We start from the raw sequence: 25,610 nt of genomic DNA, 5'->3' as shown, positions 1-25,610 counted from the left end.
ATATAATATTTATTGAAATGTAAAAGCGATTTTATTTGATATTTTTCGAATAATTTATAGCATATTTGCAAGTTCTGATCCGACAAACAAGTGAATCTTTATAAATGCATTTAAGAAAACTTTCTCTCATTAACTACAAAAACTTCGCGAGTCAGTCTTTTGAATTTGACAGAAAGATCAATTGTTTTGTTGGTAATAACGGTATCGGGAAAACAAATGTTTTAGACGCTATATACCACCTCTCTTTTGGCAAAAGTTACTTTAACCCTATTGCTACCCAAAACATTAAACACGGTGAGGATTTTCTTGTTATAGACGGTGACTTCGAAAAAGATGATCGAGCAGAAAAAGTTATTTGTAGCTACAAAAAAGGGCAAAAAAAAGTTATCAAAAGAAACAGTAAAATTTACGATAAAATTTCCGATCACATAGGCTTTTTACCATTAGTTATAATATCTCCTGCTGATCGCGATCTTATTATCGAAGGTAGTGAAACACGAAGAAAGTTTATCGACAGCGTGATTTCTCAAAGCAACAAAACCTACCTCACCAACCTCATCAACTATAATAAGGTTTTAGCACAACGAAATTCCTTACTGAAATATTTCGCAGCAAACAACACATTTGACAACGAAACCTTAAGCATTTATAACGAACAACTTCACACTTTAGGAACCGAAATTTTCAATACCAGGAAAGAATTTCTTAAGAGTTTTATTCCGATTTTTAAAGCCCGTCATGCTGCCATATCAGGAAGATCCGAGGCTGTTAACCTTAATTACCAAAGCCAACTTTACGATAAACCACTGAAAGAGCTTTTTGAATCAAACCTTCAAAAAGATCGTGCACTGCAATATACAACTGTTGGCACACACAAAGATGATTTAAACTTTGAAATAGAAGGATTCCCCATCAAAAAGTTCGGAAGCCAAGGCCAACAGAAATCATTTCTTGTAGCACTCAAACTTGCACAATTCGATTTTCTAAAAGAACAAGCTAAAGTAACCCCTATCCTACTACTTGATGACATATTCGATAAGTTGGATGAAGAACGAGTTGGTCAGATAATAAAACTTGTGGATAACGATGATTTCGGTCAGATATTTATAAGTGATACCCATGCAGACCGAACAGAGGCTGTAGTTAAAGAAACCCATCAAACCTATAAAATTTTTAAACTATGAGATCATTTCTGTATCTAATAGCTTTCATTTTTCTTTTTACTAATTGTACCACTCCGGTTAAAGAACAAATAAATAGCCTAAACGGCTATTGGGAAATCCACAAAGTTGAATTCCCGTCTGGAGAAACTAAGACCTACGATATTAACAAATTTGTCGATTTTATAGAGTTAAAAACTGACACCTCCGGGATTCGTAAAAAACTAGCACCCAAAATTGACGGTTCTTTCTCATCGAATAATGATCATGAAGATTTTCGCGTATCAATCCAAAATAAACACCTTTATCTAATATACAATACTCCTTTTGCTGAATGGAAAGAAGAAGTATTGAAAGTAAATAAAGATCAACTGATAGTGATTAACAAAGAAAAATTAAAGTACTTTTATAAAAGATACAAAAAACTTACCCTGAATTAATGGCCCGACGTAACGAACATATTTCATTAGCTGACGCACTTAAAAGCTTTGTTGAAAACAGCAAACTTGAAAAAGGACTCGACAAACATAATGTAGAAGACGCCTGGGTAAACCTAATGGGACCGGGAGTAAATAACTACACATCCAACGTCCAACTAAAAGGTTCCGTTCTATACGTAACCCTATCATCTTCGGTTCTACGAGAGGAATTAAGCTATGGGAAAGAAAAAATAATCAATATGATTAATGAAGAATTAGGCAAAGATATTGTAGACAAAATTGTTTTGCGCTAAAGCTTAAAATCCTTAAAGTCCAATTCGTTAAAATTCTTAAAATGCCCATTCATCTGAATACGCTCTTTTGTAAGATTCAACTGGGTCACCACCGGTATAACCATCTTTAAGTGCGAACGCAAAAAGTGCAAACGTTGTCGTTCGGTTTTAATTTGAAGTAATTGATATTCCTGGGCAAGACTCAACCCTATTTTATGAGCATATAAAAAGCTATTAAAACTATCTGTATCTATAGGATCCATTAAAACACCTAAATTCTTGTATAGCTCATTAATCAATACTACAACATTTTCCTTCTCCTCGCGTTTAGCTTCCCTGTCTATCTCCCGAAACTCCACAAGCCCACCAGAATACATTTTTCCGGGTAATGGATTTTCAAAACTTTTTAATTCAAAAATTCGATGTGCATTACATATAATATCCATCTCACCATTATCGTATTCCTTTACGACCTCCTCTAAAGTAACCTCCGTACCAAGTTTCAAATTCTTTTTATAGAAAATAGGTATCCCAAATGCCTTCCCTGTAACCTTACAATCATCAATGAGCTGCTTGTAACGATCTTCAAAAACATGAAGTAACAATCGTTCCCCGGGAAAAACAACAACTTCTAAAGGAAAAAATGGAATGGTAGTTTGCATGATGCTTTTTCTTAAATTTACAAAAAAAATAAAAGCTACAATTGATCGATGTTTGTTTTATAACAACTTGTTGTATTTTTATATTTTTTTTCAGTTTTATTTGTAATAACTCAATCTGTAAATACTTTTGTACTTTGAATAAAACTAATCAGAAGTATGAGATCGCAGGATTTATTAAACATTGCAAAAGAATATGGGAGTCCGGTGTATGTCTATGACGCCGAAAAAATCGCTTCTCAATATGAGAGGCTTACTTCTGCTTTTAAAAAAGTAAAACATCTCAAATTAAACTATGCTGCGAAGGCATTAAATAATATATCAATCCTTAAGTTTATGAACAGCCTGGGAAGCGGTTTAGATACCGTTTCTATTCAAGAAGTTCGCTTAGGGCTACTCGCAGGATTTAAACCGGAGGATATCATTTACACTCCAAACGGGGTTTCTCTGGAAGAAATTGAACAAGTCGCTGCATTAGGAGCACAAATAAACATCGATAACCTATCCATATTGGAGCAATTTGGCACCAAACATCCAAATGTCCCTGTATGTATCCGTATTAACCCGCATGTAATGGCTGGGGGAAATAGTAATATATCTGTAGGTCATATCGATTCAAAATTCGGCATAAGCATCCATCAAATACCGCACCTCTTGAGGATTGTAGAAAACACCAACATGAAGGTTAATGGTATTCACATGCATACTGGTAGCGATATTCTTGATATCGAAGTATTTTTATATGCCTCTGAAATACTGTTTGAAACTGCAAGAAATTTTAAAGATTTAGAATTTATAGATTTTGGTAGCGGATTTAAAGTGCCTTATAAAGAAGGTGATATTGAAACCAACGTTGAAGAGCTCGGTAAGAAACTTAGCAAAAGATTCAACGACTTTTGTAAAGAATATGGTAAAGACCTGACACTCGCTTTTGAACCAGGTAAATTTCTGGTAAGTGAGGCAGGACATTTTTTAGCATCAGTAAATGTTGTGAAGCAAACTACCTCTACCGTCTTTGCTGGTATTGACACCGGATTTAATCATTTAATTCGTCCAATGCTATACAACGCCCAGCACGACATTCAGAACATCTCAAACCCGGATGGTAAAGCGCGATTCTATTCTGTTGTGGGATACATTTGTGAAACAGATACCTTTGCCAATAACAGAAGGATTAATGAAATATCTGAAGGGGATATACTATGTTTTAAAAATGCCGGAGCTTATTGTTTTACAATGTCTAGTAATTACAATTCCAGATTCAGGCCAGCCGAAGTACTTTGGTATAAGAATGAAGCACATTTGATAAGAAAACGTGAAACTTTTGATGATTTAATTCGCAATCAGGTAGAGGTTAATTTTAACACACCTTCAGAAACCGATAAAGAATTGATTAAACCTTAATTTTAATTAGTTTCCAAATAAACCCAAAGCGCCAAATGTAAGTTTGGCGCTTTTTTTATGACTGAAACTCCTAAAGGTTTTTATTATCTTTGAAAAAATACAGCTTATCATTGCTTTTGAAAAACTATCATCTGCTGTGATTAAAATCTGTATTCTTTTTATAAATCTAAAAATCACTCAAATGTGAAGAAACAATTAATCTCTTCACCCCATATTGAAAAAACTATATAAATGAAAATGAAATTTATACTTACAGCTTTTCTAACCTGCTTCATTGCACTCTCAACTTCTTCATTTAAAAACAATGCTACTGAGATTGAATGGATGAGCTGGGAAGAAGCTATCAAAAAATCTGAGACCGATAAAAATCCTAAAAAAATATTTATTGATGTTTACACCGATTGGTGTGGATGGTGTAAAAAAATGGATAAAGACACCTTTAATCATTCCGAAGTAGCCAGTTATATGAATGATAATTTCTATATGGTTAAATTAGATGGTGAAGGAAAAGAGGATATTGAATATAAAGGCAACACTTTTAAATATGTTTCTTCAGGAAAAAGAGGCTATCATGAATTAGCCGCTTCCCTGCTACAAGGAAGACTAAGCTATCCCACAGTGGTCTTTCTGGATGAAAATCAGAAAATGCTATCACCGGTACCGGGCTATAAAAAACCAAAAGAGTTTTTAATGATTGCTAAATTCTTTGGCGATAATATCTATTTGGATAAAACATGGGACGAATATCAGAAGGAATTTAAATAATGCGCTAACGAACTTAATGTAACTTTTTTAAACAGGTCCCTTTGTTTTTCCTGCATAAAAATCCGTATCTTTAAGTTCTTCCCCAATTGATAGAAGAACATAAAAAAATGATCATGAAAAAACTTTCTTTCGATCAATTCACAAAACGGATTTACATAAAAGCAAACCTCAAAAAGCTTTACTGGTGCTGGGCCACAGAAGAAGGCATTACAGCATGGTTTCTGCACACTGCTATTTACTCCAGAAATGGAAACAAACTAAAACCATATGAGTTTGTGGAGGCAGGCGATAATTACACTTGGAAATGGCATAATTGGGATGGAGAAGAGAATGGCCATATCATAGAAGCGAATGGAATTGACAAAATTGTTTTTTCCTTTGCTGGTGAATGCGAAGTAGAGGTAACGCTTAAAAAGATTGATGGTGCCACTTTACTCTCCCTCACCAAATCTAAGATCCCTTTAGATGAGGATAATAAACTTAAAATTCATTACGGATGCAGTAATGGATGGACATTTTGGTTGGCAAATCTAAAAGCCTTTCTTGAATATGGAATTCATTTAAATGAAACCGAAATTGATCTCCGCAATAAAGATTTAGCAGGTTATGAATTTGTTAATATGTAAGTAATCGCTATGAGCAATCCCAATGTTAAGATCAGTAGTGTACAAATTCTTTCTAACGATTGGTATACCCTAAAAAAAGTACATTTTCAATATAAAACAAAAGACGGCATAACTCAATCCCAAAGCCGAGAGGTTTATGACCGTGGTAATGGAGCGGTAGTTCTTCTTTACAACAAAGGAACAAAAAACATCATACTTACTAAACAATTTAGAATGCCAACCTACCTCAATGAAAATTCCGATGGCATGATGATCGAAGCTCCGGCAGGCGTGTTGGATGAAGACGATCCTTCAGATTGTATAAAAAGAGAAATTGAAGAAGAAACAGGATTTCGTGTCAAAAAAGTAAAAAAACTTTTCGAATCTTACACCTCTCCCGGAGCGGTAACTGAGATACTTCATTTTTTCATAGCATATTACACATCCGACATGAAGGTTAATGAAGGAGGTGGAAAACAAGATGAGCACGAAGACATCGAAGTACTTGAAATCTCTTTTCAAAAAGCACTGGATATGCTACACTCCGGAGAAATTAAAGATGCCAAAACTATGATGCTATTGCTTTATGCGAAAGCCTACAACAACCTCTTATAACCTCCCTAAACGCATATACATCGGAAAAGAAACCTTTTCCTTTTTCTGCCAAAAAGAAGCTAAAGAAGCTATAATCTCCTCAGTCGGATCCTTATGGCAATTATCAATATAACGCTGCACAGCCGACCAAGAATAAAAATACCCCCTTAAATCATCCAAACTCCAGGTGTAAACCGATTTAAACTCCGGGCATACAATTTCGTTAAAAGGAAAATCAATATCCCTGTAGCCATGATCTAAAAGCTTTCTGTTTGAGGAAAAGAAGTTCGAAAACATTAATTCATAAAATCGATCTATCTGCTTTCTTGCCTCATTGTCTTCAACTTTCACCCTACCATACCATATCACCGCGATCAACCCATTAGGCCTTAACACCCTTTTAACCTCTTTAAAAAATAACTCCGTGTCAAACCAATGTAAAGCCTGTGCCACAGTAACCAAATCAAAAAAGGCATCATTGAAAGGAATTGTTTCTGCCGGAGATAGACTGTAGCAAAGATTATCTCTCTGAACAGCATTACTCAATTGTTTAACACTTACATCAATGGCATAAACCCTTTGGAAATATTCTGTAAGTTTTTCGGCAAAAATTCCAGTTCCGGTACCACAATCACAAGCACGCATATTGTCCGAAACATAACGCATTAGAAATTCGTATAAGGTATCCGGATACCTGGGTCTGTATTTAGCATATAAATCACTTTGTTTCGAAAAAATCTGAGAATTCATCTCATAAAGATACATGCTCTTTAATAGAATTTATATCTTAATGTCAGAAATAAACGTATGTAGTATTACAAAATAACTTCCTAAGCAACAGAAGCATGCAAGAACAGTCCCTCTATTATATAGCTGTTGTCCCCCCTGAGAATGAAGCAAATCAGGTAAAATCAATCAAAGAAGAATTGAAGTGTCGATATGGAATTCAACATGCACTGAAATCACCGGCGCATATCACACTTCAGATGCCCTTTCGAAGAAGCAGCACTGATGAAAATTTAATGATAAATACCCTTAAGGCATTTGCTGCAAAGAGACTTAGCTTTAATGTGAGCCTTAACGGCTTTAATCACTTTTCCAATCGGGTAATCTTCATTAGCGTTGAAGATCACCAACCGCTTATTACCCTGCACAATGTTTTAAAAAATACGCTAATTGCTTCTTTAAGCTTTACTGAAAAAGAAACCTCCGGCCCATTTCATCCCCATGTTACCATTGCCCACAGAGACCTTACACCTGAAGTTTTTAATGCGATTTGGACCACCTATAAAGCAAAAGATTTTGCTATCACATTTAGAATAGATTCGCTTTGCCTGCTCAAACACAATGGAAAGAACTGGGATATATTCAAATCATTCCCTTTTAAATCAGATATAAAATCTTATTTTTGATTTAAATTAAGGTTTAGCTTGAAGCTAATTAAAAAGGAATTGTGTGAAAATCACAAGCTGACGCGCAACTGTAAATAACCATTTTTTATGAAGATGTCACTGTTATTTTAATAATGGGAAGACCTTAAAAAAGTTATAAGCCAGGAGACTTGCCTTTACAAATAAAAACCTAAGTGCTTTCGCGTTTTAAAGCCAGGTCTGTGTTTTAAACCTTCCTGTACACTATAATTTAGTGTTATTGCTTTGATTCCTGCTGCACATAAAAAACATTAAAGGTGATGAAAACTTTAAAGTCATCAGGAGCTCCCTTGGTATGTTGGGATATTTATGGATCATTTATGAAAGACCAAACAAACCTGATCAATAAACAAAACGATCTCGAAGTACTTTCCTGTTTGAAGAAATTAAACCGTTGGAAAACCGATGTCCATTCAATAGTAGATCAAGTCCATTACGATGCATTAGTACTCACTGACACAAAGCAGGATATAAAATGGATAAGTAAAGGCTTTAAACAGATGACCGGGTATTCTATAAAAAACACCATAGGAAGAAAACCTAAATTCCTTCAAGGTAAAGACACCTGCCCTACCACTCTAAACTTTATTAGAAGAATGTTAAGAGAACAAGTTCCGTTTTCTGCAAAACTTACTAACTACAGAAAAAATGGAGAAGCATACCATTGCCAAATTAATGTTATTCCACTAAAAAACAACCAAAACAGAACCACACATTTTATAGCGCTAGAAAATGAAACCCAATATAATAGATAATAGAAAAGTCACATCTGAAACAAGAATTTTCAAAGCTGTTTTCCCCAATACAACCAACCATTACGATACTCTTTTTGGTGGCACAGCTATGCAGCTTATGGACGAAACAGCATTTATTACTGCTACTCGATTTAGCAGACAACGCATGGTTACTGTAAGTAGCGACCGAATTGATTTTAAAAAACCTATACCAGCCGGAACGATTGTAGAACTTATCGGAAAAGTAAGCTCAGTTGGTAATACTAGTCTAAAAGTAAGAGTTGATATTTTCACGGAAGAAATGTATTCAGAGAAAAGAGAAAAATCTGTTTCTGGTGAATTTACCTTTGTAGCTATTGATGAAAATAAAAAACCAACCAATATTCTATAACAACCATACATTTCCGTATCTTGAATTCAAATCACACTAAATTTAACAGATATGAATCAAGACAAAAATTTCCTGAACAGAAGGCGGTTCATCAAACAATCTTCAATATTTGCAATAACCGCAGGGTCGGCAATAACCTTCCCGGTAAACAGCTTTGCCAACTCGAGCATTAACACCTTCAATAATGATCTTAACATCATAGGTCCGAAAACAGGCTTCTCACCTCAAGTCGGAACCCTCGATTCCATGCTCAACTGGATGCGTCATGTAATTTTGATGCCGGTACAAGGGATGAGCATAGAAGATCTTGATTATATCTATGATGAAAATTCAAATAGTATCGGAGCTATGTTACTCCATTTAGCAGCTACCGAACGATTTTATCAGATACACACATTTGAAGGGAAGAAATGGGGAAACTGGTCAAAAGAAGATATTAAAGAATGGTCCGTTGCTTCGGGGTTGGGAGAAGAAGCAAGAAAAACTATAAAAGGCCATGAACTTGGTTACTATTTAGACAAATTAAACAAGGTTAGAGAAAACTCACTTTTAGAACTGGCAAAAAAAGATGATGATTGGCTATTAACCGTCGATGATGATTGGCCATGGGGTCCTACCAATAATTACTGCAAATGGTTTCACGTATGCGAACATGAATCTAACCACAACGGACAGATAAAATGGGTAAAAAGCCGACTTCCATCGCAATCCAAATAGTATCGACACCTAACCAAAAGATCAGGACTTATACATCTTAAACCTGTAAATTTAATGATTCGAAATCGATTTAGAGGCCCCTTTTGGATATCTGATGCTTTCAACTATCTCTCCGATTTCATCTGGTGGCCTTTTGGTCACTCTGGAAACAATGATGGCAACAATAAAATTGAGTAACATACCCACAGTACCAAATCCCTCTGGTGAAATCCCAAACCACCAGTAATCCGCTCCCGAAGTCGCCGGATCACCGATCCATTTTAACCTGAATTTGGCTATATAAAAACAAGTCACAAGGAGCCCCAAAACCATTCCTGCAATGGCTCCCTCTTTATTCATTCGTTTTGAAAATATACCGAGCACAATGGCCGGAAAGAAGGAAGCTGCTGCTAGGCCAAAAGCTAAAGCCACAACAGAGGCTACAAATCCAGGAGGATGAATTCCAAAATACCCGGCAACACAAACCGCCACCAACGCTGATCCCCGCGCTGCCCACAGTTCTGTTTTCTCAGAAATATCAGGCATAACCATCTTCTTTAATAAATCGTGAGAAACAGAAGATGAAATAACCAGTAATAAACCCGCAGCAGTAGATAGCGCTGCAGCCAATCCCCCGGCAGCCACCAGAGCTATTACCCAATTTGGTAACTTCGATATTTCAGGGTTTGCTAAAACAATAATATCCCTGTCAATATACAATTCATTAGCCTCCGGATCTGCCAAATATTGAATTTTACCATCATTATTTTTATCACTAAACTCCAACAAACCCGTTAACTCCCACTTTTTAAACCACCCGGGCATTCCCTCATAAGGTTGCTCACTCACCGTTTCTATCAAATTAGTCCTTGCAAATACCGCTATCGCAGGAGCTGTAGTATAAAGAATCCCTATAAATATCAAGGCATAAAGTGCAGACTTACGAGCATCCCTTACTCTTGGAACAGTAAAAAACCGGACAATAACATGAGGAAGGCCCGCCGTACCAAGCATTAACGCCGCTGTTATAAAAAACACATCCGTAGTAGACTTACTGCCACTTGTATATTCATGAAACCCCAACTCCCGATGCAAACCATCCAACTTATCCAATAAAAAAGATCCGTCAGCTCCAACGTCACCGAAACCAAACTGAGGTATTGGATTACCGGTCATCTGAATAGACAGAAAAAATGCAGGAACCATGAAAGCAAATATCAAAACGCAATATTGAGCAACCTGGGTATAGGTTATTCCTTTCATTCCTCCCAATACTGCGTAGAAAAGGACAATAGCCATCCCAATAAACACTCCCGTATTTACATCAACCTCTAAAAACCTTGAAAATACAACCCCAACACCTCGCATTTGCCCGGCCACATAAGTGAAGGACACAAACAAAGCAGATATAACAGCTACCAGTCGTGCAATATTCGAGTAGTAGCGATCACCAATAAAATCAGGCACCGTAAACTTCCCGAATTTTCTTAAATAAGGAGCCAATAACAAGGCCAGTAAAACATAACCTCCGGTCCACCCCATCAAATATACAGAACCGTCATATCCAGCAAAAGAAATCAAGCCGGCCATCGAAATAAAGGAAGCTGCAGACATCCAGTCAGCTGCTGTGGCCATTCCATTTGCTAACGGTGATACGCCACCTCCGGCAACATAAAATTCCTTAGTAGATCCAGCTCTACTCCATATAGCAATACCAATATAGATCGCAAATGTAATAGCAACTAATAAGTAGGTCCAGGTTTGAACATTCATAAAAATCAGTCTTCGTTAAGTTCGTATTTTTTGTCAAGCTTATTCATTAGATAGACATATACAGCTATCAATATCACAAATACATAAATTGAGCCTTGTTGGGCAAACCAAAAACCTAACTTAAACCCCCAAAGACGGAGGCTATTAAGTTCATCAACTAATAAAATACCAAACCCATAAGAGACCATAAACCATAGTGTCAAAAGAATAAATAGGTACTTTAAATTATGCCTCCAATATTTTTTTAAAAGTTCATTATCCCTAACCATCTTTAATTTAATTTTTGATTAACCATTTAACAATAATAAAAAACAATATTCAAAAAATATGGTTGATCCTTGTGTTTTTATCAAATTACACCAAAAAAACCACAAGATGCAATAGCACATAAAAATCAACAACTACAGCAATTGACAAAATTAAGCGCCCCCTTTTTTGAAACACAATCATTCCCCCCTCAAATCATGAAAAATTTATTGACGAAGCACCTAAAACCGATTGGTTAATTCACTAATATCATGTATCTTATAGTCACTTTCTAAAAGATCTCCATCATGATTGATAAATTTATGGAAGAAGCTATTAAACAGGCTCAAAAAAGTGCTCAGGAAGGAGGAATCCCTATAGGAGCTGTACTAGTATTAGATGAACAAATAATAGGTCGAGGTCACAATCAACGTATCCAAAAAGGAAGCCCGACTTTACACGCGGAAATAGACTGTTTGGAAAATGCTGGCAGATTATCTCCTGAGGAGTACAAAAGATCTAAACTATATACCACGCTTTCCCCATGTCACATGTGCAGTGGGGCAGTTTTATTGTATAAAATTCCCGAAGTAATTATTGGTGAAAATATTTCATTTTTGGGTGCCGAAGAACTGCTAAAAAAAAACGGTGTGAAACTTTATGTCTTTAACGATGAGCGTTGTGTAAAAATAATGAAAGATTATATCGAAGATAACCCGAAACTCTGGAAAGAAGATATCGGAGAAAAATAATTCAATTATGAAATACTTCAGCATCATAATTTTATTAATCTCAGCCAGCATGACCTGCTGTAAAAGCGAGACAACTCAAAAAAACAACTCCGAAGGCACAGTGTTTTTGAATGAACTTCAAAATCAAAAAATCATTGACCTCACTTATTCATTTTCTAACAAATCAATATACTGGGTTACCGCAAAAGAGTTTGAACTACAAGTGGTTGCACAAGGACAAACTGACAAAGGGTTTTATTATGCTGCTAATAATTTCTCTACTGCAGAACATGGCGGAACCCATATCGATGCTCCAAGACATTTTTATGAAACCGGACAAACTGTAGACCAAATCCCCTTGTTCAATCTAATCGGCAATGCCATTAAAGTTAATGTCGTTCACAACACAAAGAACAACCCAGATTATCAGGTAAGTATTGATGACTTTAAAAATTGGGAACAACAGCATAATCAACCAATTCCGAATGGATCTATAGTAATTATTGAAACGGGTTTTGGAGCCTTTTATCCCGATAAACAAAAATATTTAGGAACCGTAAACAGAGGGCCAGAGGCAGTTAAAGAGCTACATTTCCCTGGCTTATCACCAGAAGCTGCCTCCTGGCTTATTACAGAACGTAATATAAAAGCCGTTGGCTTAGATACACCAAGTATTGATTATGGACAATCACAAGATTTTAAAAGCCATGTTATTCTGATGAGTAAAAATATTCCGGTTTTTGAAAATGTCGCTAATGTTGAACAACTACCGGATAGGGGATTTCAAATTATAGCACTACCCATTAAAATTGAAGGCGGTAGCGGTGGACCGTTGAGAATTATTGCCATTTTGGATGAACAAGCACCATATTACTAGTGGTAAAAGAATAAAATGAATGATTCAGGTAAAAAATCGATAGTTTATAAAAGCCCGGCATGGATAATAGCTGTAATTACAGCCTTAGTTTCTTTTATTCTCCCATTCATCTTTGCTGGAATGCTATTCCTGCTTGGAAAACTCATCGGAATTTCAAATGAAGAAACAGGAAACCTTTTAGCCTACCTTTTAACTGGTATGGTAATAGCCCTAATGTGTTTCTTAATATGTAAGGCCCATCCAAAAGCTATTTGGTATGCACCAGTTATTTGTAACGCCATAACACTTTGGATTGGTATTGGTCACCTTCTTAAAGGCAACTCCGCTATTACCATTCCGTTTGCAATTGGATGGTTCATTTCTATTTTGGCCGGAATCGCAGGCAAAAATGAAGGTATTACGAGCATCCCTGAACAACTAAATAAACCATGACATCAATCATTAAAACAATTTAAACATGAACCTATACAATAAATATCTACTGCCAAAATTAATCGATTGGACTTGCAAGCAAAAGCCAAATCGATTACAGCGACAGAAGATTGTTCCTTTAGCACACGGTAATGTATTGGAAATAGGTGTCGGCTCTGGATTAAACCTCCCTTTCTATGACAATGAAAAAGTAAAACATCTTATCGCCATCGATCCCTCATTAGAAGTTTGGAAACAAAACAATAATGACCCTAAAATACTTGGACTTCAATTTGAATTTTTAAGAGCATATGCAGATAACCTGCCCATAGAAAACAATGCCATAGACACAGTTGTCACCACATACACCATGTGCTCTATTAAAAATCTCGAACAAACTTTCATAGAATTACGAAGAGTCTTAAAACCTTCGGGTAAACTACTATTTTGTGAACACGGGAAAGCACCTGATAAGAATATTCAAAAATGGCAAAACCGAATCAATCCATTATGGAGGCGATTAGGAGGAGGATGCAATTTAAATCGTGACATTCCCGATATCATTAATAAAAATGGTTTTATCATTCCCGACCTCCATACCATGTATATCCCGGGATGGAAACCCGCCAGTTTTAACTTTTGGGGAACCGCCTACCCAAAATGATAATATATAAATATCTTTTAAATCAAAAACACCGCTTTCGAAGTAACTCAGGTTTTCTCCAAACCAAATAAATCATTATTATTCAATCGGTATATAAAAATCAACTATGGCCTTTTTTTCAGGATGCTCATTGAAGTTGTTATGATAAACTTCAAAAGGATTTGCAGCTGTTTTCTTATATCCATTTTCATTCATCCATAAAAAAAGACCCGTCCACGATTTTTCAAATTCATCCAATCCAATCTCAAAACAACCAACGATAAAAGTCCCTTTAGTTATTGAAGTCAACCCAACCTCTCCATAGAGCTTAACTGGTTTTCGCAGCAAAATAGCCGCACTCATCCTTACTTTTCTGGCCTCTGTCACCTTAAAACTATCATGATATATAGTCACCATTTTGGTATGCTCATTCATTAACCCTTGAGGCGTGGCCCAGCGAATCAATTTATCATACGCATTTTCTAATCCCGCAGGACCATTACATGACACATATGCTAAATCCATATTAGGTACATCCTGAATTTGAATTTTTGCGTTCATCTTTATCCATTTTTTAAGATTATTAATAACGCAAATGTATTTAGCACGATCAGGATAAACTTGTCCATTCTTGCTTTCAAGTTGACGAATCTTGCTCAACCTGTTGGGATTTTGCTTTTTAAATAAAATCGGACTTACCCCATAATATTTTTTAAAAGCTCTGGAATAGGAAGAGTTGTCACTAAATCCATAAGTATGAGCTATCTCAGTGGTAGACACATTTTTATGCAATAAATCTAAAACCGACTTTTCAATGCGACGTCTGGCTACATAAACATTCAGTGTCTCACCCAACATAAGTTTAAATATGCGATGAAAATGAAATGGAGAAAAACAGGCAACCTCAGAAACCACCCCTAAAGACAAATCTGATCCCAGGTTATTATCGATAAAGTCAAAAACGCGGTTAAGTCGTCTTATATATTCGGTATGTATTGCTTCATCCCTAACCTCCATATGCACTATACCCTTCCTAAATTAATCTTTAAGATCTTGAAGTCATTAAAATTCAGCTATCCGTTCCTTGGCAGCAAAAAATTCAATCATCATATCTTCAATAATTTGAGCTGCCGGCTTAATATCATGGATAAGCCCAGAAATTTGTCCTATTTCTAATTCGCCTTCATCCAAATCTCCTTCAAACATTCCTCGCTTTGCCCTTGCTCTTCCTAAAAGCGCTTTAAGCTCATTTACCGATGGACCCTTTTGATATAAAGACTCCACATCCTGAAAGAATTTATTTTTAAGCATTCTAACAGGAGCCAATTCTTTCAAAGTCAATTTGGTATCACCTTCCTTGGCAGCTACAACCAGCTCCTTGAATTTAATATGAGAAGAAGCCTCCTCACTGGCAACGAACCTGCTTCCCACTTGTACAGCATCAGCCCCTAAAACCATAGCAGCTAACATTCCACTACCAGTGGCTATACCCCCGGCAGCAATTAAAGGAATTTTAATCTGTTCCTTAACCATAGGAATTAAAGTAAAAGTTGTGGTTTCTTCTCTTCCATTATGTCCCCCCGCTTCAAAACCTTCAGCAACAACTGCATCAACGCCCGCTTCCTGCGCCTTTAATGCAAACTTAACACTACTGACAACATGCACTACAGTAATCCCATTCTCTTTTAAAAAAGCTGTATATGTTTTTGGGTTCCCTGCAGAAGTAAAAACAATACGAACTCCCTCATCAACTATAATCTTCATGAGCTTATCGATATCCGGATATAGCATGGGTATATTTACTCCAAAAGGCTTGTCGGTTGCATGTTTACATTTTTGAATATGTTCACGCAATACTTCAGGATACATCGATCCGGCTCCAATAATGCCTAAACCTCCTGCATTTGCAACGGCGGAAGCTAACCGCCAACCACTGGCCCAAATCATTCCCGCTTGAATAATAGGGTAATTAATTTGAAATAAATTGGTAATTCTATTTTGCATTACTGCTTGATAATTTTTAGTGTTTTTTCTGCGTTTTTTGAAGTTATTTTAGCAATATAAACACCACTATTCAAATGGGCAATGTTTATCTCATTATTTCTTGATGAAATATCCTTATTAAAAACCCATTTACCGAGTATATCGTACAGGTTAATTTCTGCATATTTGATTTGCTCAGGAAAAACAACCTCAAATTTACCCGAAGTTGGATTTGGAAAAACACTGAACTCTACGGAGGCAATTTCCTGTGAAAAATTAGCACCAGCAACCCAAAAACCTAAATTTGGAATTCCAAAACCATAAAAATTATTAGGATGATCATAAAGATGCCCGCTTTTTCTAACCAATTGAATTATCGCCTCATTGGAAAGTGATGGATTAGCTTGCCACAAACATGCCACAGCCCCAGCCACAACAGGTGATGAAAAAGAGGTTCCATTTGCATAACGCATGGAATCATCCGGTAATATTACTGCAGTGGCAACACCTTGAGCCATAACATCTGGCTTAACCCTTAGGTCAGCCGTTGGCCCTCTGGAACTAAAAGAGGCATAATTCCCCTCCGCATCTACCGCACCTACCGTGAGTACATCTGCGTCAGCCGGCGCCGTAACAATCTCCCAGGCTAAATTATTTCCTTCGTTTCCTGCAGAGGTCACCAAAAGCATCCCTTTGTCTAAAGCAATCCCGGCACCTTTTGATATAAATGTGGTCTGACCGTCCATCTCTTCTGGAAAATAACTATAATCAGGGTTATCAAAAGTACTATACCCAAGAGATGTATTGATTATATCCACACCTAAACTATCTGCACGCTCTGCAGCTTCTACCCAATAACTCTCCTCCACCGGTGTTTCCTGTTCTGCCTCCTCTGTCCTGAATAATACATACGAAGCATCAGGGGCCGAACCCATATAAATATCCTTAAGGTAGGCTGCCATAGTAGATAAGACCAAAGTTCCATGCTGGTTACCCTTATAAGAAGAAATATCAGAAGTACGATCAACAAAATCATAACTATTCAAAAACCCGTTCCCCATTCTTAATTTCCGAAACGCTTCCATGAAATCAACCCCGGGAAATCCCGCATCTAAAACAGCTATCAATATCCCCTCACCTCTAAAACCAGCATTATGAAGTTCAGGCACCCCAATTTGAGTCAATTGAGCACTTGTGTAGCCAGAATTGATTATAGTTTCTTTATCAAACTTATTTTTATATATCCTCTGAGATTCACTCCGGCTTTTAAGAACTTCTCCATCATTTAACCTCTTATTGACAAAAACGATCTGACCTACAAAAGACATTCCATTTAAATTCTTAATAGCAGTAACCGAACCTGTAACATGTATACAATTAAACCATTTTGACTTAGCAAGTACAGTAATTCCCTCTCGATTTGCAACCGCTGCTATATAATCGTCATGGACAGGAACATCTTTATGGTCTATAAGAACATTATGGGCCTTTTTCCTTTCAATACTACGCGCTGATAAAATGGTCGATGGATTTTCTAACAAAGCAGACGCGTTAGGTTTATCTTTAAAGTATACCCGGGCATGTTCCTGAAAAGAGTATGCCTTAGAAACGATAATCAAAAAAAAGAGTAGTATCCATTTCATAGGTACCTATGCATTACATTAACAAATCCAGGATATGCTTAAAACGCTTTATCCAAAAAACCAACATAACATTTCAACCTAAGCCGATTATCACTCAACCCTAGTGCTCAGGTAAAATTACGAAATTACACCCGAACCTATCAATTCATCACCAATATAAAATGCCGCAAATTGACCCTCTGTAATAGCACTTTGAGGTAATTCAAAGTCTACATACAATCCACCATCAACCATATGTAAGGTAGCACTTTGTAAAGGTTGCCTGTAACGAATACGAGCCTGAACCTCTAAAGATTCATTAATTTGAAGAGCTAAATCTTCACGAACCCAATGCAGTTCATCAAGATTTACAAACAAAGTCCTCCTGAATAAACCTGGATGAGCCTTGCCCTGACCAGTATAAATTATATTCTCCGAAACATCCGTTTCAATCACAAACAAAGGCTCAGTGGTTCCTCCTACTGCCAATCCCTTGCGTTGTCCTTTGGTGAAATAATGAGCACCCTGATGTTTCCCCACAATTTTACCATCCGATAATTGATATTGAGGCTTTTGTGAATAAAAAGATAATTCTTCCTCTATATTTTTAAATTTAGGCAACTCCTTATTATACTTACTGCTTTCAAGAGGCACCTCTACAATAACACCTTCTTTAGGCTTGAGCTTTTGTTGAAGGAAATCCGGTAATCGTACCTTTCCTATAAAGCAAAGCCCTTGTGAATCTTTTTTTCCTGCAGTTATTAAATCATTCTCAGCTGCTATTTGCCGAACCTCTGGTTTTAATAAATCCCCAATAGGAAATAAAGCCTTTCCTAATTGTTCTTGTGATAATTGACATAAAAAATACGATTGATCTTTATTACTATCTTTTCCTGCCAACAATCGATAAACTTCCTTTCCGTTCTCTATAATAGTATCCTTCCTGCAATAATGACCGGTGGCAACATAATCAGCGCCCAAATCCAAAGCAATCTTCATGAATACATCAAACTTGATCTCCCGATTACAAAGAACATCAGGGTTTGGTGTACGCCCCCGTTCATATTCATTAAACATATAATCTACAATACGCTCCTTGTATTGTTCACTCAAATCAACGGTTTGAAATGGAATCCCCAACCTTTCTGCCACAATCATGGCATCATTGCTGTCTTCTAACCATGGGCACTCATTAGATATGGTAACCGAATCATCGTGCCAGTTCTTCATGAACAAACCAATCACATTATATCCTTGTTCCTTTAAAAGGTATGCAGTAACACTAGAATCTACTCCTCCCGACAAACCTACTACAACTGTTTTATCTCTATTCATCTCATTATTACACTTAAAGAATCATGAGTCGTAAAGACCCATCGATACTTTCATAGATACTCCTAAAATATTCAGATTACAAAATTAAGAAATTTAAATTCTAAGCCTCTAAATATTTAATCGCTTACAATCCAATCTCCTAAAATTAAATCAATTTAAAAACGTTTAATTTTTTATAAAAAATATTAAACATTAGTAATCACGTACTCAATGGTTCATTATCAATATTTTACGATATTAAAATCATGTTAAAAGAACACTAAATTTTTAACATAACTTTGAAATTTCATTTTTGTTTAATAATTTTATAAATAAGTTAAACATAAATAAATTATAGCGTGATGAAACATTTATCAAAAATTATTCAAATTAGTATGTTAGCTTTCTTGCTGATGTTAACGTCGTGTAATGACGATGATGACGGAGGTGGAGAAATGATGACCGATCCTACAATTGCAGAGATTGCTGCAACAACACCTGAGTTCAGTTCCTTGTATGCCGCCTTATTAAAAGCAGGACTAGCTGCTACCCTCGACAGTCCGGGAACGTACACAGTTTTTGCACCTACTAATACAGCATTCGATAATTTCCTGGATGCCAATGGGATTGCTACCATTGATGATGTACCAACAGATGTACTAACCAATTTATTATTGAATCACGTATTAAGTAGCGAAGTAACTTCTTCACAGATTACCACTGGCTACACTAATTCCTTGGCCACTGGACCAGACGATAACAATTTAAGCCTGTTTTTAGACACGACATCAGGCGTTGAAATTAATGGAGTAGCTTCAGTAGCAAATGGCGGAGCAGACGTAATGGCCTCAAACGGGGTGGTACATGTAGTGGACGCAGTTATCCCTACTCCTTCAGTTGTTGATCATGCCTTGGCCAACGACAACTTTTCAACCTTGGTAAGCGCGTTGACAAGACCTTCTTTTGGTTCAACTTACACAGATTTACTTTCTGGAACAGATGCGAGTCCATTTACAGTATTCGCACCAACCAATGAAGCCTTTGACAACCTTTTAATGGCACTGGGAGCAAACTCTTTAGATGATATCGATGATGAAACACTTCAAGAGGTTCTTAACTATCATGTAATCGCAGGGTCTAATGTTACTGCAGGATCCTTAACAGACGGACAAATGGCTACTACCTTTCAGGGTGAAGACCTGACTTTTGACCTTTCAGATGGAGCAAAAATTACCGACGCATCCGATGCTCAAGCCAACATCATTGCTACTGATGTACAGTGTAACAACGGTATTATTCATGCCGTAGACAAAGTATTGATACCTCAAACTGTTTGGGATGCTATAAATCCAACCATAGCAGGATTTGTTGCTATGAATGAGGATTATTCCTCCTTACTGGCAGCAGTCCAAAAGGCAGGACTTGTAGATGCTTTAAATGCAGATGATGCTGATTTAACCGTTTTCGCACCTAATAATGCCGCTTTTGAAGCTTTCTTGAGCGCTAATGGCTTTGCTTCATTAGATGATGTCCCTGTAGATGTGGTTACTCAGATTTTACTAAATCATGTAATTAGTGGAGTGGCTCTTTCAGGAGACCTTTCTACAATGTATGCAAACACTTTGGCAACAAACGAAGACGGAGATAACCTTAGCATATATATAAACACAGATAGTGGTGTTAGTTTAAATGGTGTATCAGAAGTTACCGCAGCAGATATTGAGGTGCGTAATGGGGTGATACATGCCGTTGATGCAGTTATTGGGTTACCAACTATTGTAACCTTCGCTACAGCTGATCCAAACTTCACTTCCTTAGTTGGAGCCCTTACTGCTGACGGTCAACCTGATTTTGTAGGAATACTTTCCGGAACAACCAATGCTCCATTTACAGTATTCGCTCCTGTTAATTCTGCTTTTGAAGCTTTAGCTTCTGTACCAAGTGGAGATGATTTAACAGCGGTACTACAACATCATGTCATTATCGAAAATAACATTCGTTCAGAAGACTTATCAGATGGAGCATCTGTCGCTACACTAGAAGGTGACAGCATTACAGTAACGCTTCCTGGCACAGGTGATAATATAGCCGATCTAACCGATGGTAGCGGTAATTCCGGAATAGGAGTAATTGCCGTAGATGTTCAAGCTACAAATGGTGTCATTCACGCTATAAATGCAGTACTTCTTCCGGATACTACGAATTAATTAATAACTAGTAATTTAATTCATTCGTAAAAAAAAGCTCCGTGTTTTCACGGAGCTTTTAAATTTATTATTACTTCTTAGCATTCTTTTGCGCTTCTGCCTGTTCCATCATTTCACGCATCTTTCGCTGAAATTTACTTTCCTTCTTAGGCTTTTTCTTGTTCTCTTGAATTTTCGCATGAATTTTATCCTCATCGATCACATATTTCTTTATAAATAACATGATAAAGATGGTAATCAGGTTAGATATAAAATAATACAAACTTAATCCACTTGCATAATTGTTAAAGAAAAACAACATCAGCAATGGAGAGATATAAATCATTACTTTCATCATCTTACCCATATCCGGCATCCCCTCTTGGGTTGGTTGTTGCATCATTTGCTGTTGACCCGTAGTCATTCTCATGTAGAAAAATATAGCCACGGAAGCCAGAATAGGAAATAAACTAACATGATCTCCATAAAAAGGAATTTTAAATGGAAGTTTCGCAATGGTGTCATAAGATGATAAATCTTCTGCCCATAAAAAGCTCTTTTGCCTTAGCATGAATGCAGTAGGGAAAAACATAAACAACGCATAGAAAATCGGCAATTGCATTAAAGCAGGAATACAACCACTCATAGGATTCACACCCGCCTTTCCATACAACTTCATGGTCTCTTGCTGCTTCTTCATTGGCTGATCCTTATACTTCTCATTAATCTCATTCATTTCAGGACGAATCACTTTCATTTTTGCTTGAGATAAATAAGATTTATAAGTGATTGGTGACATCAAAAGACGAACTAAAATAGTCATCACTATAATGGCAACACCATATGGTAAAAATGAACTTAAAACATCATAGAGCGGTGTAAATACGTACTTATTAATAACTCCAAATATCCCCCATCCAAACGGAACAGCATCCGCTAATTCCACATCTTTATACTCCTTTAAAATTTTAAAATCTGTTGGTCCATAATACCAGTTAAGGTTCTGATTAATCTCTCCACCTTGCCATTCCAACGGAATTGAAGTTGTATAAGCCTTGGTAAATTTAGCCTCGGCACTTTCCTCCTCAACAAGATCTTCAGAGGTTATATGAGCAGTTTTGAAAGGAACACTAGAAACCAAAGTAGCCATAAAAAAGTGATGTCGATAAGCCAACCATTTAGCATCCTCTATAGTTTCATCATCATTACCAGTCGGACTCAACTTACTCGTCTTGTCATCCTCGTGCTTGTAAGTCAAACGCGTGTACCTGTTTTCATAGGTAATACTCTTTGAATGTCGAATAGTTTTAAGATTCCAATCCAAAGTAACCGGCTGACTGGTATTAACCACACCACTTAAACCTTGTGATCTAATAGTGAAATCAACCATATAATCATCCGGCTTTAATTCATAGCGATACTCAAGGTACTTATCATTAGAAACCTTAAGCTTCATTGACAGAACCTGATTTTCTCCATTTTTGGTTAGCCGAGGCTCAAAAAATAAATCTTGAGTGTTTAAGTTTCTGTTGTCTGTAGTAGAAAAACTTAAATTGAAGGCAGCATTTCCATCTTTCACCAAATAAACGGGAATTGAATCATAAGTGGTGAAATTCTTCATTTTCGCCTCAACAATCTGCCCACCTTTATTGTTAATCTTAAGTTCGATGAGCTCATTAGCAAGGGTCGTAATATCATCTTTTGCTGAAGGCAATGCAGCAGAATAACCAAAAGCCCCTAAGGCATCCTTGTAATTCGCCAAAGCGGCAGAATCCTGAGGTATTGTAGTTTCCGCAACACTCGAATCAACAGCATTATCCTCTAGTACTTTCGCCTTTTCTTTTTCTACTTGTTCTTGTTTAGCCTTTTCGGCCTGCAATTCTTCTTCAGTAGGTTTGTTAGTGTATAACACCCACATTAAAATGGCCCCAATAAGGACAAAGCCAACAATAGAATTGATATCAAACTTTTTTTCTTCCATCTAAATGAACTTAATTTTTTACACAACGAACGCCGAACAAAGTTCAGCGTCAACGAATACACAAAGATATATCCAAAACTCCGAATTATGCCATAGTGGCATGAGCTTTATCTTTCTTGTACTTTAATGCTGCCTTAACAAATGCCACAAACAAAGGATGTGGATTAGCTACAGTACTTTTATATTCAGGATGATATTGAACACCTACAAACCATGGATGCGATTCTAATTCAACTATTTCAACCAAGCCAGTTTTTGGATTAAACCCGGTAGCCTTAAGTCCTGCCGCTTCAATTTGTTGCTTGTATTTGTTATTAAACTCATACCTATGACGATGTCTTTCAGAAATTATCGTTTCCTTATAAACATCCTTAACTATACTTCCATCCTTTAATTCACAATCCCAGGCCCCTAATCGCATGGTCCCACCTTTGTACTCTACTCCTTGCTGATCTTCCATAAGGTCGATAACAGGATGCGTAGTTTTGGAATCCATCTCAGTTGAGTTGGCATCTTCAAAACCTAGAACATTTCTTGAAAATTCAATAACAGACATTTGCATTCCAAGACAAATACCAAAGAAAGGAATGTTATGTTCTCGCGCATATTTAACAGCGTCTATTTTCCCTTCAATACCACGCTCTCCAAAACCTGGTGCAACCAAGATACCATCCAATCCAGTAATTTTTTCCGAAATGACCTTATCATCAATAAATTCAGAATGAATAGGCTCTACGTGAACTTTTACCTCGTTCTCCGCTCCAGCGTGAATAAATGCCTCTAAAATTGACTTATATGAATCTTGTAATTCAACATATTTACCAATTAAACCAATTTTAACCTCATGCTGAGGATTCTTATGACGTTGTAAAAATTGATTCCATTGAGTTAAATCTGGTTGAGCTTCCGCTGGTAAAGCTAATTTTTGAAGAGCAACCGTATCCAAACCTTCTTCGAGCATTAAATTAGGTACATCATAAATAGTTGATGCATCTATAGACTGAATAACAGCCTCACGCTTCACATTACAAAAAAGAGCTAACTTCTGTCTGAGTTCATCCGATAACTCATGCTCAGTTCGACATACTAAAACATCCGCCTTAATACCACTTTCCATTAAAGTTTTAACAGAATGTTGAGTAGGCTTTGTTTTTAATTCACCGGCAGCAGCCAAATAAGGAACTAAAGTAAGATGTATCACAATAGCATTATTATCACCAAGCTCCCATAATAATTGTCGTACCGCCTCTATATATGGTAAAGACTCAATATCACCTACGGTTCCTCCTATTTCAGTAATAACAATATCATACTCACCGGTATTTCCCAAAATCTGAATTCGATCCTTGATCTCATTCGTAATATGTGGAACTACCTGTACAGTCTTCCCTAAAAACTCACCTCTCCTTTCCTTCTCAATAACACTTTGGTAGATGCGTCCGGTTGTTACATTATTGGCTTGTGAAGTTCTTACATTAAGAAAACGTTCATAATGTCCTAGATCAAGATCCGTTTCAGCCCCATCATCGGTAACGTAACATTCTCCATGTTCATAGGGATTTAATGTTCCTGGATCGACATTAATATAAGGGTCTAATTTTTGTATGGTAGTCTTATAACCACGTGCTTGTAGCAATTTGGCCAATGAAGCCGCAATAATCCCTTTACCTAACGAAGAAGTTACACCACCCGTAACAAAAATGTATTTGGTATCTGCCATTATGAATTAAATGTTGTGTTGTTGTATTACGGCGGCAAAAGTACAAATTGCTAGCGGAATTTAACTAAAGATTTCCTTAAAAAATACAATCCAACAAAAAGAAAAACAGAATCACATAAAACCCTATGTTTCAAATAATTCCAAAAAAACAAAGGAAATTAATAACGCTTTTGAATCTCCTTAATCAGCCCCTCCAAACCGTTAATCTTAATTTCGTGCATAGCCTTCATCTGCTCACCAAGTTTTCCTGCAGGGAACCCCTTCTGACTATACCAGGTGTAATATGGCTCAGGCAAATCCACAAGAAACCAATCCTTATACTTGCCAAAGGGCATTTTAGCCTTAGCAAGTTTAATCAAAAATTCATTATTTGGTAAAATCTCCAATTGATATTTATGATTTATTTACGTACTTCATTTAACTTTAAATAGGCGGTAAGCTGATCATTTATTTTTTGCCGCCAAATTACTTGTGCAGATTCATTAACAGAAGCCTCAGTTTGTTTATCATAAATCTTTTGCACAGAGTCCATTTCCTTGGTAACATGATGGTACAACGTTTCTAACCCTTCCCCCACGTCACCTTCAAAATTTAATTCACTAATCTCATGGATTAATTTCTGAGCGTATAAGGCGGTAATATCAAAATGAAGTTGCTCATGAGCCAAAATAGCATTATTAACATAACGAGATTTATACCAACTGTCTCTGGTTGAAAAATAAGCAAATACCACTACGTCGTATTTACGATCATCACTTTCCTTTCTGGTAATAAGCTTATAGCCAATTCCACTGGAAGTTACGGCAACCGCTCTACTATCAACCACAGGCCTGCCTTTAAAATCAGCCCATGAAAGCTTTTGTCCGGCCTCCCATAGTATAATCTCCTTGGGGACATCCTGAACAGACGCATACAGTAAACATAATATGAAAAATAAAAGCTTCATTAATCTTCAATACCAATTGCCATGAAA

At 36.6% G+C, this 25,610-nt stretch carries 28 protein-coding genes and 1 riboswitch; of the genes, 16 read left to right on the top strand and 12 right to left on the bottom strand.

From position 1 onward, the window contains the following. The first annotated feature begins 104 nt into the window (after positions 1-104). Genes recF through BM361_RS13785 form a run of 3 tightly spaced genes read left to right on the top strand, consistent with a single transcriptional unit; the run spans position 105 to position 1,893 of the window. A complete protein-coding gene (recF, locus tag BM361_RS13795; protein ID WP_074979578.1) occupies positions 105-1,184 on the top strand; it encodes a DNA replication/repair protein RecF in 1,080 nt (359 codons plus the stop codon). After that, positions 1,181-1,600 carry a hypothetical protein gene (locus BM361_RS13790; RefSeq protein ID WP_074979576.1) on the top strand — a complete coding sequence of 140 codons (420 nt, stop codon included), beginning with the start codon at positions 1,181-1,183 and terminating at the stop codon, positions 1,598-1,600. Before recF ends, BM361_RS13790 begins: the two co-directional genes overlap by 4 nt. Continuing rightward, positions 1,600-1,893, top strand: a complete 294-nt coding sequence (locus tag BM361_RS13785; protein ID WP_074979574.1) for a DciA family protein — start codon at positions 1,600-1,602, stop codon at positions 1,891-1,893. The genes BM361_RS13790 and BM361_RS13785 overlap by 1 nt, the downstream gene beginning before the upstream one ends. On the opposite strand, the gene BM361_RS13780 is transcribed toward BM361_RS13785, so the two are convergent. Further along, positions 1,890-2,534 carry an LON peptidase substrate-binding domain-containing protein gene (locus BM361_RS13780; protein ID WP_074979573.1) on the bottom strand — a complete coding sequence of 215 codons (645 nt, stop codon included), beginning with the start codon at positions 2,532-2,534 and terminating at the stop codon, positions 1,890-1,892. The genes BM361_RS13785 and BM361_RS13780 overlap by 4 nt on opposite strands. Positions 2,535-2,690: 156 nt before the next feature. On the opposite strand from BM361_RS13780, the gene lysA reads away from it, so the two are divergent. The 4 genes from lysA to BM361_RS13760 all read left to right on the top strand — a co-directional run bounded on the left by lysA (position 2,691) and on the right by BM361_RS13760 (position 5,920). Continuing rightward, complete coding sequence (gene lysA / locus BM361_RS13775) at positions 2,691-3,935, top strand: diaminopimelate decarboxylase (protein WP_038261593.1); 1,245 nt, start codon at positions 2,691-2,693, stop codon at positions 3,933-3,935. 237 nt (positions 3,936-4,172) lie between these two features. Beyond that, positions 4,173-4,700 (top strand): thioredoxin family protein, encoded by a 528-nt coding sequence (locus BM361_RS13770; protein WP_074979816.1) that lies wholly within the window; start codon positions 4,173-4,175, stop codon positions 4,698-4,700. 113 nt (positions 4,701-4,813) lie between these two features. After that, positions 4,814-5,326 (top strand): SRPBCC family protein, encoded by a 513-nt coding sequence (locus tag BM361_RS13765; protein WP_175496587.1) that lies wholly within the window; start codon positions 4,814-4,816, stop codon positions 5,324-5,326. 9 nt (positions 5,327-5,335) lie between these two features. Then, positions 5,336-5,920 carry an NUDIX domain-containing protein gene (locus BM361_RS13760; protein ID WP_074979569.1) on the top strand — a complete coding sequence of 195 codons (585 nt, stop codon included), beginning with the start codon at positions 5,336-5,338 and terminating at the stop codon, positions 5,918-5,920. On the opposite strand, the gene BM361_RS13755 is transcribed toward BM361_RS13760, so the two are convergent. Next, positions 5,915-6,649, bottom strand: coding sequence for a class I SAM-dependent methyltransferase (locus BM361_RS13755; protein ID WP_074979567.1), 735 nt, complete (start codon positions 6,647-6,649; stop codon positions 5,915-5,917). The two genes, BM361_RS13760 and BM361_RS13755, sit on opposite strands and share 6 nt — an antisense overlap. 95 nt (positions 6,650-6,744) lie before the next feature. On the opposite strand from BM361_RS13755, the gene BM361_RS13750 reads away from it, so the two are divergent. The 4 genes from BM361_RS13750 (at position 6,745) to BM361_RS13735 (ending at position 9,171) form a co-directional block, all read left to right on the top strand. Beyond that, on the top strand, positions 6,745-7,311 hold the full coding sequence (locus tag BM361_RS13750; protein ID WP_074979565.1) for a 2'-5' RNA ligase family protein: 567 nt from the start codon (positions 6,745-6,747) through the stop codon (positions 7,309-7,311). Next, positions 7,304-7,482: riboswitch (cobalamin riboswitch) on the top strand. (Overlaps the previous gene by 8 nt.) A gap of 107 nt (positions 7,483-7,589) precedes the next feature. Next, on the top strand, positions 7,590-8,084 hold the full coding sequence (locus BM361_RS13745) for a PAS domain-containing protein (RefSeq protein WP_074979564.1): 495 nt from the start codon (positions 7,590-7,592) through the stop codon (positions 8,082-8,084). After that, on the top strand, positions 8,062-8,454 hold the full coding sequence (locus BM361_RS13740; protein WP_074979562.1) for an acyl-CoA thioesterase: 393 nt from the start codon (positions 8,062-8,064) through the stop codon (positions 8,452-8,454). The genes BM361_RS13745 and BM361_RS13740 overlap by 23 nt, the downstream gene beginning before the upstream one ends. 51 nt (positions 8,455-8,505) lie before the next feature. Further along, positions 8,506-9,171, top strand: coding sequence for a DinB family protein (locus BM361_RS13735; protein WP_074979560.1), 666 nt, complete (start codon positions 8,506-8,508; stop codon positions 9,169-9,171). A 51-nt stretch (positions 9,172-9,222) separates the two neighbouring features. On the opposite strand, the gene BM361_RS13730 is transcribed toward BM361_RS13735, so the two are convergent. Both BM361_RS13730 and BM361_RS13725 read right to left on the bottom strand, forming a co-directional pair. Then, complete coding sequence (locus BM361_RS13730) at positions 9,223-10,923, bottom strand: sodium:solute symporter family protein (RefSeq protein WP_074979559.1); 1,701 nt, start codon at positions 10,921-10,923, stop codon at positions 9,223-9,225. A 5-nt stretch (positions 10,924-10,928) separates the two neighbouring features. Further along, a complete protein-coding gene (locus BM361_RS13725; protein ID WP_074979557.1) occupies positions 10,929-11,192 on the bottom strand; it encodes a DUF4212 domain-containing protein in 264 nt (87 codons plus the stop codon). A gap of 285 nt (positions 11,193-11,477) precedes the next feature. Here BM361_RS13725 and BM361_RS13720 point away from each other — a divergent pair, with 285 nt between their 5' ends. Genes BM361_RS13720 through BM361_RS13705 form a run of 4 tightly spaced genes read left to right on the top strand, consistent with a single transcriptional unit; the run spans position 11,478 to position 13,852 of the window. After that, entirely contained in the window at positions 11,478-11,921 is a 444-nt protein-coding gene (locus tag BM361_RS13720; protein ID WP_200909591.1) for a nucleoside deaminase, read from the top strand. Positions 11,922-11,970: 49 nt separating this feature from the next. Next, positions 11,971-12,777 carry a cyclase family protein gene (locus BM361_RS13715; protein WP_139226722.1) on the top strand — a complete coding sequence of 269 codons (807 nt, stop codon included), beginning with the start codon at positions 11,971-11,973 and terminating at the stop codon, positions 12,775-12,777. Positions 12,778-12,792: 15 nt separating this feature from the next. Then, positions 12,793-13,209: a hypothetical protein gene (locus BM361_RS13710; RefSeq protein WP_074979554.1), complete on the top strand. Its 417-nt coding sequence runs from the start codon at positions 12,793-12,795 to the stop codon at positions 13,207-13,209. 25 nt (positions 13,210-13,234) lie between these two features. Continuing rightward, complete coding sequence (locus BM361_RS13705) at positions 13,235-13,852, top strand: class I SAM-dependent methyltransferase (RefSeq protein ID WP_074979553.1); 618 nt, start codon at positions 13,235-13,237, stop codon at positions 13,850-13,852. A gap of 78 nt (positions 13,853-13,930) precedes the next feature. On the opposite strand, the gene BM361_RS13700 is transcribed toward BM361_RS13705, so the two are convergent. The 4 genes from BM361_RS13700 to mnmA all read right to left on the bottom strand — a co-directional run bounded on the left by BM361_RS13700 (position 13,931) and on the right by mnmA (position 18,771). Further along, positions 13,931-14,848: an AraC family transcriptional regulator gene (locus BM361_RS13700; RefSeq protein WP_074979551.1), complete on the bottom strand. Its 918-nt coding sequence runs from the start codon at positions 14,846-14,848 to the stop codon at positions 13,931-13,933. Between the two features lie 45 nt (positions 14,849-14,893). Next, on the bottom strand, positions 14,894-15,835 hold the full coding sequence (locus BM361_RS13695) for an NAD(P)H-dependent flavin oxidoreductase (protein ID WP_074979549.1): 942 nt from the start codon (positions 15,833-15,835) through the stop codon (positions 14,894-14,896). Beyond that, complete coding sequence (locus BM361_RS13690) at positions 15,835-17,457, bottom strand: S8 family serine peptidase (protein WP_074979547.1); 1,623 nt, start codon at positions 17,455-17,457, stop codon at positions 15,835-15,837. The genes BM361_RS13695 and BM361_RS13690 overlap by 1 nt, the downstream gene beginning before the upstream one ends. A gap of 117 nt (positions 17,458-17,574) precedes the next feature. Beyond that, positions 17,575-18,771: a tRNA 2-thiouridine(34) synthase MnmA gene (mnmA, locus tag BM361_RS13685; RefSeq protein WP_074979545.1), complete on the bottom strand. Its 1,197-nt coding sequence runs from the start codon at positions 18,769-18,771 to the stop codon at positions 17,575-17,577. A 341-nt stretch (positions 18,772-19,112) separates the two neighbouring features. Between mnmA and BM361_RS13680 the strand changes: the two genes are divergently transcribed. Further along, a complete protein-coding gene (locus tag BM361_RS13680) occupies positions 19,113-20,957 on the top strand; it encodes a fasciclin domain-containing protein (RefSeq protein WP_074979543.1) in 1,845 nt (614 codons plus the stop codon). A gap of 70 nt (positions 20,958-21,027) precedes the next feature. On the opposite strand, the gene yidC is transcribed toward BM361_RS13680, so the two are convergent. The 4 genes from yidC to BM361_RS13660 form a co-directional block, all read right to left on the bottom strand. Next, positions 21,028-22,917, bottom strand: coding sequence for a membrane protein insertase YidC (yidC, locus tag BM361_RS13675; protein WP_038261550.1), 1,890 nt, complete (start codon positions 22,915-22,917; stop codon positions 21,028-21,030). Between the two features lie 85 nt (positions 22,918-23,002). Next, the gene (locus BM361_RS13670) at positions 23,003-24,637 is read right to left on the bottom strand and encodes a CTP synthase (RefSeq protein ID WP_038261545.1); all 1,635 of its coding nucleotides are present in this window, start codon (positions 24,635-24,637) and stop codon (positions 23,003-23,005) included. A 158-nt stretch (positions 24,638-24,795) separates the two neighbouring features. After that, positions 24,796-24,996, bottom strand: coding sequence for a DUF3820 family protein (locus BM361_RS13665; protein ID WP_055725798.1), 201 nt, complete (start codon positions 24,994-24,996; stop codon positions 24,796-24,798). A gap of 41 nt (positions 24,997-25,037) precedes the next feature. Further along, positions 25,038-25,583 carry a DUF922 domain-containing protein gene (locus tag BM361_RS13660; protein ID WP_074979539.1) on the bottom strand — a complete coding sequence of 182 codons (546 nt, stop codon included), beginning with the start codon at positions 25,581-25,583 and terminating at the stop codon, positions 25,038-25,040. Positions 25,584-25,610 lie beyond the last annotated feature (27 nt).

It is taken from the genome of Zhouia amylolytica, from assembly GCF_900116365.1.
Lineage (GTDB): Bacteria > Bacteroidota > Bacteroidia > Flavobacteriales > Flavobacteriaceae > Zhouia > Zhouia amylolytica.
The sequence above is the reverse complement of the archived record's forward strand: the minus strand, read 5'-3'. Positions and strand labels throughout refer to the sequence as shown.